Genomic DNA, 12,362 nt, shown 5'->3' with positions numbered 1-12,362 from the left:
CACGACAAAATTCAAAAGAACAATTATGATAGCATCGCACCGCTTTATTGCCCATGCTCCCCCTTCCAAATATGAAACTTTTACTACATTTCATTGTAAATCGCATTAATTTCCATGCACAGCAGATTGATCTACGACACATCACATGACCAGCACTGAATTTATTCCGCCAATGATTGATGGCGTTAGCGCCAGTAAAGTTTTCCTGCCTAAAACCTCTCCTGCACCGAACAGTGTCTATCAATATCTATGTCTGCAGTTTCCGCATATTGAAGCTGCTGAATGGCAACAACGTTTTGCTGATGGTTTGATCTATGATGCTGCGGGCAATGTCTTAACGACTGATGCACCTTATATTGAAAATAGTCATGTGTTCTATTACCGCTTTTTAGCTCACGAAATACCGGTTCCTTTTGAACATGAAGTTTTGTTTGAAAATGAACATTTACTGGTGATCGATAAACCGCATTTTTTAACCATCAGCCCGACAGGACAATATGTGCAAGAAACCCTGTTGGTGCGATTAAAAAAACAGACTGGCAATGAATTTTTAACCCCGATTCATCGTTTAGACCGAGAAACTGCTGGTGTGGTTTTATTCTCCAAACAGGTTGCTAGTCGTGCAATTTATCAGGAGATGTTTGCCAAACGTGAGGTGAAAAAAACCTATCATGCCATTGCACCTTTTCATGCCAATTTAACATTTCCCTGTTATACCCGTTATCGAATGGAAAAAGGTGAACCCTTTTACACCATGCAAGTGACTGAAGGAAAAGTAAATAGTGAAACTGAAATCCATTTAATCGAACATGACGCAGCATGGGGGAAATATGAGTTGAGACCGATAACCGGAAAGCAGCATCAACTGCGGGTACACTTAAATAGCCTGGGAATTGCCATTAAAAATGATCCTTTTTATCCAGTCGTGCAACATAAAAGGGAAGATGATTTTTCTGCCCCGCTACAACTGTTAGCCAAACATATTGCATTTATTGACCCCCTTAGCAGGCAGCAAATGACTTTTTCATCTCATTTTGACCTGACATTGTAATATGCTTGTCATTACAAAATATTTTGGTAAATCTAGTGTATGAATATTGAAATTACATGAGATTTGATTAAAATAAATGCTGAAAAGTTAAGTAATTAGACGTATTTAAAAAATCATGAGAAAAACCGAAGTTTATCAAATACGACTTGATTCCCAAGAAAAAAAGCATGCTTTTGCAGTGTTTAAACAGTTGGGCATTACGCCAGCACAAGCAGTCCGACTGTTTTTTAAACAGGTTGTTTTAACAAAATCTATTCCATTTTCTATTGAAAATCAAAGTATTAACCTCGATCAACTGAATAGGATCCGAAAATTAAAACAGCAGCAACCCGAGTTGAATCTGCCAGTTGATCAAGCACTAAATGAAGATCAGGAATTTGCTCTAGACGATGACCATCTCGACCTTTTTGAAGAGCTGAATGCCATTTTGGGCGAAAGTGACAAAACTTAACAGTGTTGCATTTACAAACAAAATTTAGAAAAAATCTTATAAAAACTTAGGTATGCTTCATGCAAAGACAATAAAAAAGCATGGAGTATCGCATGATCGTAAGACGCGCCACTTTAGAAGATTTACATCCCCTTGCTGTTTTATTTGATGAATATCGCCAATTTTATGGTGCATCTTCCAATCTGGATTTATCTTATCAATTCTTAAAACAACGTTTTGAAAACCAGGAAAGTGTGATTTTTATTCACGTGAAAGATGATGTCTTTACCGGTTTTATTTTGCTGTATTTAGGTTTTTCTTCGGTGGCTTGTGCAATCTATTATATTCTGGATGATGTTTACGTCACCCCGACTTATCGTCGTCAGGGTTCCGCCAAACAGCTTATCGATACTGCCATTTTATTTGCACGGCATGAAAATGCGATCCGTATTAGCCTGGAAACTCAAAAGACCAATTATCAGTCACATCAGTTATATGAAAAAATGGGTTTTGTGAAAGATAACGAATTCCAAATTTATCACTGCTTCCTTAAATAGTCATACGTTGCTTCGCCAGTTCTACTTGTTCAATGCTTAAATAAATCCACTGCCCTTCTTCTAAATCAGTTAATTCCAGAGCACCAATTTGCTGGCGATGCAATCGTTCAACTTTGTTGCCCACCGCAGCCAACATACGCTTCACCTGATGGTAAACTCCTTGATGAATAGTTAGCTGCAATTCACTTTCCGCAAGCTGCATGACATCCGTTGCCGCAAAAATACCAGCTTCATTGCGCAATTCAACACCCTGCTCTAGCTGCCGAATTTGGTCTGCTGTTACAGGATCAGCTGTGTACATGCGATAGACTTTGGCCACATGTTTTTTAGGATGAGTTAAGGCTTGTAAAAATTGCCCATCATCCGTAAGTAACAACAGCCCACTGGTGTCTTGATCCAGACGACCTACACACTGCAAGCCGCGATTCATCAAGATATCATCAAATAAATCAAACACACTGAAATGGTGAGTGGCCTGATGTGAACACTCATAACCTTGCGGTTTATTTAAGGCAATATATACTTTTTCACGATAATCAAAACTTTCATCATAGACACTAAAAGTTAAATCATTTAAATCCAGTTTATGTTTTGGATTAGTGATCACTTCACCTTGAATGGCAATCGCTCCGTTTTTAATGAGCTGCTGGCAATATTTGCGTGAACCAAAGCCCTGCGATTGCAACATCTTTTCCAACAACATAGACCCAACCTTTTACTATCACGGAATGCGCATTCTATACTGAAATGAGGACGATTTTTATTGTTCCCGCTTTTTCAGGCAAATCTACTGTAAAAACCCTATACAATAGTGCTGATTTATAAATTTCTCCCTTTAAATAATGTCCCATCTAGATTTAAATCTTATCGTACTGCTGGTTTTACTGGCTTGCGGTATCTTTAGCCATAATAGTGCCGTTACCATTGCTGCGGGTGTACTGATCGTTTTTCGCATTACCCCACTCAGTGAATATTTCCCTTATTTGCAACAACATGGTTTAAATATTGGCATCATTATTTTAACCATTGGCGTACTGACTCCTATTGCCAGTGGCAAAATTCCGGGTGATGCTATTTTAAAATCCTTTATGAGCTGGAAATCCTTACTCGCCATCGCCATTGGTGTATTAGTGGCCTGGCTAGGTGGACGCGGAGTCAAACTGATGAGCAATCAGCCTGATGTGGTTGCAGGATTGCTGATTGGTACGGTTGCAGGTGTGGCTGTGTTACGTGGCGTTCCTGTCGGTCCTTTAATTGCCGCAGGGATATTGACCCTGTTTATTGGCTATTCATAAAAAAATGAGCCTAATAACTCACTAAAATCTAGACTTCATCCAGGTTGATCCAATGTTTTAAAGATGATCAACCATTGAGATGAATTTGTTTCTTTTCTCTTTTATTTTCATACATTTTTAAATCGGCACATTCCAGTAACTGTTCTAAACCCTGAGCATCTTCAGGATATACTGCCAAACCAATGCTTGCACCCATACTTAACTGGAAATTTTCAAATATAAAAGGTAAACCACAGGCTTGTTCAATACGATTCATCGCTGATTTTGCCAGTTCCTGATTAGCGATCGAGGTTAAAATCACGGCAAATTCATCGCCACCTAAACGTGCAACCAATGTCATCACCGCATTCAAATCCAGACCCAGCTTCGCAATAGCCGTTTGTGTCTGAATGACAGGACATGAGCTGCTTGGGGGAAGGTTGCTTAGATTTGAGCATAAATAGACCTGGAAAAGAGGCAATGGATTGTAAGAAAAAAAGCCAATGAATTTTATCCGAAACTGTATAGACAGTTTCCGCGTAATAGTTCTCATTTTAGTTATTTAATGTCATGTGATTAATTTTCTATTTTTGTTGATATCACTCAAAAATAAAGAACAGATAAGCTCATCATTGATCTCATCTGTTCCATTCAGCAGCTTCAATTTTTAAATTCAGTCAATCGTCGATCTATTCAGAATAATACTGATTACGCTTTTGAGAGAATTTTGCCAGTTGCTTTAAGAAACCTTCAAAGTAACTTTTCTCTTTCTCTTCAGTTCGATAACCCGCATACAAGGTACGGCGCAAACCGGTAGACGAGACACAATCCAAACGACGTGAAGTCACCCAGCCTTTTTGCTCATATTCATTCACCACCCAATCAGGCAATGCAGCAATACCCCGCCCACTGGCTACCAGTTGAATCAACATTTGAGTCAAGTCTGTCGTCCGTATTTGCTTGGGTTGAATGTTCGCTGGAATAAACAGTTTCGCCATGATATCCAGACGGTGCTTATCTACCGGATAAGTAATCAAGGTCTCATCTGCCAGTTCTTGCACAGTGATACGTTCTGCACGTACCAAAGGATGAGTATTAGATAATACCAAACGCGACTCATATTCAAATATCGGAAAATATTCAATGCCTTTCAAAGCAATCGGATCGGCCGTAATGAGCAAATCAAATTCGGCATTTTGCAAAAGCTCATGCGGATTGGCTTCAAAACCTGAAGCAAAGTCCAGGTCTACATCTGGATATTGTTGACGATATTGATTCAGCAAAGGCATTAACCAGTCAAAACAGCTATGACATTCTGACGAGAAAATAATGCGCCCAGTCTGCCCATGCACAATGCGTGTAATGTCTGTTTGGGTAATCTGGATTTGTGGCAATACATCATCTGCCAGTTTCAGTAAACGCTGTCCCACATTTGAAAACGTCACAGGACGACTACGGCGATTGACTACCTCTACCCCATACCAGTGATCCAGTTCTTTCAGCTGATGTGAAATAGCCGATGGCGTTAAACACAAATCATTGGCAGCAGCGACCAGTGAGCCATGCTCACGCAAGGCAGTTAAAGTTTTTAGATGACGAATCTCTAGCATGAGCAAGGGTCCAGCAAAACATCGTTTTGCCCTTGCGCAAGACTTACAGCTATGCTGAAAGTGCGAAGGACAACAAAAAGTAGCTTTGCCTGAGCGCAAGACGAGAAGCTATGCTTCGAGTAACAAGGTTTAGACAAAACATAAAATAAATAAAAAACCATGAATTCAACTTTATTCGCTCTATTTATTTGAAAAGCGAAAAACTCAATTCAGCAACCAAAAAGTGAATATTATTCAATATAGCATGTAATTAATTAGTTTGGTTCATGTTTTATTTTATTCGCTGATGTTTTCGACGAAAAGAATCTTATTTAGGAAAATATCATGTCCATTAGGTCGCATATTTTGGGTTATCCACGTGTTGGAGCAAAGCGTGAACTTAAATTTGCTAAGGAAAGCTACAGAAAAGGTGAAATCAGCAAAACCGAATTTTTAGCAAAAGCTCAAGCGGTTGAAGTCAGCAACTGGCTAGTCCAAATGAATGCAGGTCTTTCTTTTGTGACAGTTTAAAGCTGACTTTTCTGATTTATTGGCTTTAGTTGAACGTGCGAAAATCCTGAATCAAGCGATTAAAGTTATCATCCCTGATTTGCAGACTTTCTTTTACCTGTCGCACATTCGTGATGGCAAAACAACTAAAAAACAGCCTGTGAGTGTGATTCAGATCATGCAGAGATCAGTGTAGATAAAGCCAGCTTAAAATTTGTTGATCATTTGCTTCCAACCTATGCACAGCTTCTAGATGACCTACGTGCCCAAGGCGTGGAAGTAGTTCAGATTGATGAACCGATTTTGGTTTTAGATTTAGACCATAGAATTGCAAACTATATTTAAACGCTTTTGCAATGAGCTTCAACGTAAAGATAACTCCTTTTTAGGGGCTATTTTTAATCGCCAAACTAAGAGCTTATAAACAGCATCAATTAAGAAAAACGGTAATATTCCCCAGTACTACAGTCATAGAACGTTATACTTGAGCCGGAAATAGTGATCTCATAATAACTGGCATTTCCATAATGATAGCCTTCGTATTTTTTTATGCCTTTCTTCTTTAAACTGATAAATTCTTGGTGGCCATAATCATATAGATTAAACTCTCGACCGGTATTTTTACCTTCAAAAATCACGGATCTGTGATGATCAAAAAGTTTGGCTTCATGCTGATTCACATTACCACTGATTTGAGGGTAGACACTTTCTTTATAATCATAAATATTTGATTTATGATTACCAAATTCCAGCTTGGCGACCACTAAAGCTAAAGCTGCTCTCTGATACTGTTTCATAATTTTATCCTTTTTTATTTTTTTAATTCTCTTAAATAAATGAAAAAACCATCCTGTTTTTTTCTATTTTAAACACAGTTTAAATAATTTTTATTCATATACAACATAACAAACTTTTGTTTACATTAAAAATATTACTTTTTATAACTTTCTCTATGCAAATTTAAGTCATTTTTCCAACTTTTCCATACCCCCAAAAGCAGTAAATTACGGCTCTAAAATCAAGATTTTCTCATCTAAAAGACAAATCAAAAGAAAATAAGATATTCGCACTTAACTTTCTTTACCCGCCTCAATTTACATATATCTACGGCTAATTAATCCGGTAATTTTTCTCCACAATGTGGGCAATAGGCATATTGCTCACGTTCTTGTTTCAAAGCTTCTTCTCGCTGTTCGCGCAGCAACTGGAAAATAATATCGCGAGTTTGATGCGAAGTGAGCCCCACCTCTTTGCGAATAGCTTCTATTTTCTCCTGATCCCTCAATAAATCAATTTCCGAACTCTGTAATAACTCTCTAAACTTTAATTCCAGATTTTGCTTACGCTGTTCCAGTTCATGCGTCAGGCCAGTTGCCAAAATACCTGCCGGTAAAGCGGCCAGCCCCACGCCTAAAATGGTAATTAAGGCACCCAAAAAACGTCCCCAAGGAGTAATGGGCGTGACATCACCATAACCCACAGTGGTTAAAGTCACTACTGCCCACCACATTGAGGCAGGTATGGAGCTGAACTCTTCAGGTTGGGCACGACTTTCCACCACATAAATGCCTGCAGCAGCCATTACAATCATAATAATTAAAATAAAGATGACTGCCTGAAATGAGCCTTTTTCACGCTCAATCACCCGTAATAAAATTTGTAGAGAGACAAAATAACGTGTCAGCTTAAGCAGTCGCAACAACCGTAGAATTCTGAGGAAACGTAAATCCAGATGCACAAAGAAATTGATATAGGCGGGTAAGATCGCTAACAAATCAATAATGGCTCCACCGCTAATGATCCAGTTTAGCCGGTTTTTCCAGCCAGATTGAAAAGGATCTTTTTCCGCAACCGACCAAAATCTTAATAAATATTCAGCACTAAAAATAAAAATGGAAAAATGTTCAAATCCATCAAAGAACCATTGATAAGAAATATAGATATCATTGACTGACTCCAAGAGCACAGCAACAACATTTCCGATAATCAGTAAAATCAGAAAATAGTTTAGCCATCGGCTAAAAGTGGTTTCATAGTCTTCATTATGCAAATTATCATAAATGAATTTTCTAAGCGTAATCCATGCTGTAAGTGCCATAAGCCATGCATTTTATTCTGAATTTTAAGACTTCAGTTTAACCCAAGAGCCATCTTTAAGCATACAGCTCAAGATCATTTTACAAAATTTAGCCTATCCTTGGCAGCCCGTATTAATGGGAGCTTATTCCACAAAAAGTAAAGCTAGACGCACCTGATCATAGCCCATACGCGGACTGGTCGCTTCCACAATTGGGCGCAGCTTGATTGCGCCATCCTCACTAAAGTTTTCAGGGCTTTGTCGTTTCATCAAGCGTTTATAAATTTTCCGTACTTGCTCAACCACTTCATCACCGGGATGAGCCACAGAAATATCCAGACCTTGTTCTTTATGCAATTTCGCCAGATGATTAATAATGGTCGCCGGAGTCAAGCCACGCTCTACTGCAATATCCTGAATTTCATAGCCTTCTTCAAACAGTTCACGAGTTTCATCCAGGGTGGCCGTCGCATAATTGGTTTTACCGCCACTTTTGGCAATTTTCTTTTCGTTACGCTGAATTTCTGTTTCATTCAAGGTTCCGCCACAATGACGGATAAAAGCTTTGTGCTGAGGTGTTAAATCAATCGACTCGAAATGATTTTCCGCTTCTTCAGACAGTTCCTGAAAACGGCGATCGGCCTTAATAGCCAAACTGTCCAGCTCCAAAGCCTGTTCATTCATGCCCAGCAGTTTTAAGCCACTTAATGCTTTTAAACGCGATAAAGCGACATAGCCCTGACCTTTCTCAAAGGTATGGGCCAGGTTGATTTCAGCCGTTTCCAGAGTCATGCCTTGTGACTTATGAATAGTAATGGCCCAAGCCAGACGTAAGGGAATTTGCTGAAAACTGGCAATGGTTTTACCGGCATCATTATCTACCGACCAGGTTTCAGGCTCCACCACCAGTACCGTACCATCCGTCAATTTTACTTTCGGCAAAATGCCATGTTCATCATCTTCTTCAAAGCCAATCACCTCACCCAAACTGCCGTTGATATAGCCCATATCAAAGTTGTTTTTCACAAACATCACTTTGGCATTTTTCTTTAAAGTCAGGTTTTCAGGCGCACGAACGGATGATTTCAAGGTTTCAATCAGCTTGTCATTACCATCACAAACGGCGTCAAACTGCTTGCTTTCAGCATCAATAGCATTGAGATGTTTAAAGTTGATGCTATCCACATCCATATTGTGGGTATATAAACGGGTAAAGGTTTGCCCCACATCTTGCTGGCGGGTTTGTTCTAAAGCCTGAAGATGTTCAGCTGTAATACTCTGGCTGCGAATGGCGTTTAAAATGTCATTTAAATAATCATTACCCTGACGGTGCTGTTCGGTCAGATAACAGACCCGGAATTTTGCTTCCACCCAGGCATCGGACATAAAGCAGAATTTATCCCGATTGCGTTCGTCATTTTTACCTACAGGCGGCAACTGGAAAAAGTCACCCGCGACAATCACCTGAATCCCGCCAAAGGCTTCATCGCTTTCTTTAAAATATTTTAAAACCTGATTGACCAGATTGAGCTGCTTGGCATGCAGCATGGAAATTTCATCAATAATCAGCACCTGGGCATTTTCCAAATGCTCTTTCAGATACTTGCGCTCTTTCATGTTTTTCAGGTCAGCATCACCCAAAAAATCTTTAATGCCAATGCCTGCCCAGGTATGAATGGTCATGCCGTTCATATGGGTGGCTGCAATCCCTGTAGATGCCGTGATGGCCACTGGCACTTTACGGGCTTTCAGATAATTGATGTACTGATTGAGTGTATAGGTTTTCCCTGCACCGGCCGAGCCTGTTAAAAAGACATTTTCGCCCGCTTTCAAAAGCTTGAGTGCAGTTTCTTGTTTCATAAGACCTATAACCATAAATTAACGGCTATAGCCTACCGATTTTTTCGCTAAAAGTTAAGCCTAGAAAAAAGTTTAGCGACAGCAACTGTCACTTAAACGGCGCAAACTGACTATTTAACCAGGAGATAAATTGCAGCGCGATATTCACAAAAAGATATTCGGTTTTTTTATTATGCGGATATTCCAGCTGGTCATAGATCAGCTGTCCGTCACGTAAATAACAACCTAAAGTCATATGCAACTTGCCGGTTTGTGAGACCATATGAAAAGCCACATATTCTCTTTCAATAATCCGCTGGGCATAACTAGCTGCCAGACAATTTTGGCATCTTTGCGATTCTTCAATAAGCCGGTCCAGGCCTGCCAGTTCTTCAAAATTCCAGCTTGAAAATTGCATGACTTTTTCCGGCATCATCGGTTGCCATACCGACACCGTATAATTTTTCTTTAACTGGCTCATGATTTCTTGTTTCTGGATCTGAGCATGCCAATCCGTAGCCTGATGATAAAACCCGATCCAGCTGGTATTTTTTGCTACAGGCTGATTATCCTTAAAAAATTCAACCAGATAATCCCGAACATAGGAATCAAACACCGACACCCGGATATTTCGACCACGCAAATAAAAGACCTGACGAAACTCATCCAGCTGCATTTTATAGCGCTGTAATACCGTATAAAATTCACGATTTTGATGGGTTTCCGGCCGGATATAAGCCATTAAATCATCGCCAAAAACCTGGGTGATTTTGTGCAGGTATAACATATAGGCCTGCATGGCCCGACTTAAACGCAAATAGATTTTCTTGACTGTTTGCTCATTGCCTTTGCTGACATTCCACATTAATTCCATCCATTCATCCAGATATAAAATGGACGGACTGATGGCAATGCGCTGATCATCCAGAGCTTGGTACTGCCCTTTAAGCACCACACTATGATTATATTCATGCTCAAACCAGGCTTCCTGCATGGCAAAATAATGACAGCTATGAATAAACATGCGTGCCGAACAATGCTGAAAATACTGTAAAGTTGCCAGAATCACTTGCGGATGAACCTGACTGCTGTCAATAAAACTCAAAGCCGTGACCGCAACCCGGACACTACTCTGTTGTATATTGCGACTCAGCCAGTCCAGTACCTCAGCAGACTGTTTAAACAGCCAGTTTGCTGCACGTGGATAATCAAATAAGGGCAATTTTGCGACTTTCTTTTGCCAGACCCCAGTCGAGCTGTGCAGAAAATTGTGTTTTGAGAGCAAATCATCTCGCTGCCAAAGTTCACGCCGCATTAAACGCACAAAGCCCAGCAAGGCAGATTGTTCTTGAGCATGCCGATAGAGTAAATGGATATCATCCTGATGTTCCATTAACTCATGCAAGTTAAAGCGTTCTTCAAATGACAGCGCCATAATGCGATACATGGCCGCAGGTAAATACTGGGCTGCACTAAAACAAAACTCATCCAGTGCTTCCATTAAAGGTTGCAAAGGTAGAAATTCATCTCCATAGACTTTTTGAATGGAACAAATCTCTTGCAGCAACTGGATGAGCGTTTCAGGCAAGGCCGTTTTATTCACGACATAATCTGTCAAAACAGCAAAAGAATAGATATTTGCTTTCATCATCAGCTGATCAATAATTTCAGCTTCAAACAATGAAAGATTTTTCAAATAAGTACTCACCCGCTCAGCACCATGCACCCACAAATACACCTGATCAAGCAATAGCTGTCGCAACTGTTGGGCTTTTTGTCGCAGATAGAGAGAATGTTGTGGCTTTAAATCATTGGTAAGAAAATACAGATCATGCAGGATGAATTCTTCTAGTAATTCAGCTTTTTGTCCCAGATAAGTAAAATCACAGTGCAAAATACTTTTCCGCCCAGACTCAGGTGCATGAAATTGCAACTGAAACAGACCATTGGCGACTTGTACGACATGCCGCTCCTGATCGATACGAAACATATTTTGCGCATTCAGCCCACCTACAATATTGAGCTGATCTTGAAAAATTTTATTTAGACTTTTAGAAATTCTGAGTAGCGGTTTCGCAATCCCTTGATCTTGAAGTATTAAACGATCCTGTTCCATACTCGCCTCAAATTAAATGACCATCCTAGGATGAATTTAATAATGTAATGAAGATAATGTATGCCTAGTTCGGAATTTAATCAAATTTTCCCGAGAAATTGCTAAAGCTTAATGATTGGATCATGCTTTTATAAAATAAATATAAGCTAAGTTTACTCAAACTTTTCCAGCTTCACGTTGTTGTTTCAAATATTCTAAACCCGCGTAAATTTGTTTCTGGAGCTGATCGCGAAAATCCTTTAATTGTTTAGTATTTTCGATATGCATTAAGTTTTGTCGTGGCATAAATTGAAAATAAAAAGGCAGACGCTTCGGGATAATACTTTTAGGCAAAGATGGAATAACATCACCATGGCGTAACAATTTATCTAGTTGTGGCAGCTTTAATATTTTTTGAAACCAGGAACTTTCAATAATCCGATTGGCATCAAACCCCAGCTCAAAGACTTCATCGCCACCTAAAGCCGCAAAAGGGACAATATCATAGTTAAACTCCTGCGCCAGTTTTAAAAAACCATAACGCTGTTTCCAGATCAGCTGATAGGCCTCACCCTTTCTTTTTAAAACTTCCCGCCCGCCTCCGGGAAAGACCAGAATCGAATAACCTTGCTGCATCGCTGCACGAATATATGCTTTTTCACCTTCGACAGCACCGAATTTCTTAAACAGGGTACGCCAGCCAGGCAAATAAAAATGGCCATGATCAGCAACACTGACCACAGCCACTTTATGGTGATTATATAAATAATCAATCAGGATCGGTGAATCAAACACCCCATATAGGGTGTGATTCCCGACATACATTGCAGGTTTGGTAGCATCAATGTGTTCAGCCCCTAAAAAGGTGGGGGTGAAATACAGTTTGGACAACGCACTGAGGCATTTAATCCATCTGGCATCATGCTCAACCTGCAATAGA

The 12,362-nt window shown here is 39.7% G+C and carries 14 protein-coding genes; 6 read left to right on the top strand and 8 right to left on the bottom strand.

The window, feature by feature from the left end; translation table 11 throughout:
- The first annotated feature begins 145 nt into the window (after positions 1-145).
- From ACE01R_RS01110 to ACE01R_RS01100, 3 genes are all read left to right on the top strand, one after another.
- Positions 146-1,051, top strand: coding sequence for a pseudouridine synthase (locus tag ACE01R_RS01110; protein ID WP_395544282.1), 906 nt, complete (start codon positions 146-148; stop codon positions 1,049-1,051).
- Positions 1,052-1,166: 115 nt separating this feature from the next.
- Positions 1,167-1,502 (top strand): type II toxin-antitoxin system RelB/DinJ family antitoxin, encoded by a 336-nt coding sequence (locus ACE01R_RS01105; protein ID WP_395544281.1) that lies wholly within the window; start codon positions 1,167-1,169, stop codon positions 1,500-1,502.
- A gap of 92 nt (positions 1,503-1,594) precedes the next feature.
- Entirely contained in the window at positions 1,595-2,038 is a 444-nt protein-coding gene (locus tag ACE01R_RS01100) for a GNAT family N-acetyltransferase (RefSeq protein WP_395544280.1), read from the top strand.
- Here ACE01R_RS01100 and ACE01R_RS01095 read toward each other — a convergent pair.
- Positions 2,031-2,741 (bottom strand): pseudouridine synthase, encoded by a 711-nt coding sequence (locus ACE01R_RS01095; protein ID WP_395544279.1) that lies wholly within the window; start codon positions 2,739-2,741, stop codon positions 2,031-2,033. The genes ACE01R_RS01100 and ACE01R_RS01095 overlap by 8 nt on opposite strands.
- A 139-nt stretch (positions 2,742-2,880) precedes the next feature.
- On the opposite strand from ACE01R_RS01095, the gene ACE01R_RS01090 reads away from it, so the two are divergent.
- Positions 2,881-3,333 (top strand): DUF441 domain-containing protein, encoded by a 453-nt coding sequence (locus tag ACE01R_RS01090; RefSeq protein ID WP_395544278.1) that lies wholly within the window; start codon positions 2,881-2,883, stop codon positions 3,331-3,333.
- A gap of 67 nt (positions 3,334-3,400) precedes the next feature.
- On the opposite strand, the gene ACE01R_RS01085 is transcribed toward ACE01R_RS01090, so the two are convergent.
- Positions 3,401-3,673, bottom strand: coding sequence for a diguanylate cyclase domain-containing protein (locus ACE01R_RS01085; protein WP_395544343.1), 273 nt, complete (start codon positions 3,671-3,673; stop codon positions 3,401-3,403).
- Positions 3,674-4,001: 328 nt separating this feature from the next.
- Positions 4,002-4,922, bottom strand: a complete 921-nt coding sequence (locus ACE01R_RS01080) for a LysR family transcriptional regulator (protein WP_395544277.1) — start codon at positions 4,920-4,922, stop codon at positions 4,002-4,004.
- Positions 4,923-5,246: 324 nt separating this feature from the next.
- On the opposite strand from ACE01R_RS01080, the gene ACE01R_RS01075 reads away from it, so the two are divergent.
- The gene (locus tag ACE01R_RS01075) at positions 5,247-5,432 is read left to right on the top strand and encodes a hypothetical protein (RefSeq protein ID WP_395544276.1); all 186 of its coding nucleotides are present in this window, start codon (positions 5,247-5,249) and stop codon (positions 5,430-5,432) included.
- A 204-nt stretch (positions 5,433-5,636) separates the two neighbouring features.
- On the top strand, positions 5,637-5,756 hold the full coding sequence (locus ACE01R_RS01070; RefSeq protein ID WP_395544275.1) for a hypothetical protein: 120 nt from the start codon (positions 5,637-5,639) through the stop codon (positions 5,754-5,756).
- An 89-nt stretch (positions 5,757-5,845) separates the two neighbouring features.
- Here the strand turns inward: ACE01R_RS01070 and ACE01R_RS01065 are convergent, their stop codons facing one another.
- From ACE01R_RS01065 to ACE01R_RS01045, 5 genes are all read right to left on the bottom strand, one after another.
- Positions 5,846-6,208 (bottom strand): hypothetical protein, encoded by a 363-nt coding sequence (locus ACE01R_RS01065; RefSeq protein ID WP_395544274.1) that lies wholly within the window; start codon positions 6,206-6,208, stop codon positions 5,846-5,848.
- A gap of 317 nt (positions 6,209-6,525) precedes the next feature.
- Positions 6,526-7,509, bottom strand: a complete 984-nt coding sequence (locus ACE01R_RS01060) for an ion transporter (protein WP_395544273.1) — start codon at positions 7,507-7,509, stop codon at positions 6,526-6,528.
- A gap of 123 nt (positions 7,510-7,632) precedes the next feature.
- Complete coding sequence (locus tag ACE01R_RS01055) at positions 7,633-9,348, bottom strand: AAA family ATPase (protein ID WP_395544272.1); 1,716 nt, start codon at positions 9,346-9,348, stop codon at positions 7,633-7,635.
- Between the two features lie 88 nt (positions 9,349-9,436).
- Positions 9,437-11,443: a hypothetical protein gene (locus tag ACE01R_RS01050; RefSeq protein WP_395544271.1), complete on the bottom strand. Its 2,007-nt coding sequence runs from the start codon at positions 11,441-11,443 to the stop codon at positions 9,437-9,439.
- A gap of 156 nt (positions 11,444-11,599) precedes the next feature.
- Positions 11,600-12,358: a lysophospholipid acyltransferase family protein gene (locus ACE01R_RS01045; protein WP_395544270.1), complete on the bottom strand. Its 759-nt coding sequence runs from the start codon at positions 12,356-12,358 to the stop codon at positions 11,600-11,602.
- Positions 12,359-12,362 lie beyond the last annotated feature (4 nt).

Origin of the sequence: Acinetobacter sp. BSP-28 (genome assembly GCF_044130285.1) — a bacterium.
Lineage (GTDB): Bacteria > Pseudomonadota > Gammaproteobacteria > Pseudomonadales > Moraxellaceae > Acinetobacter.
This window is presented reverse-complemented; position numbering and strand designations above follow the sequence as displayed.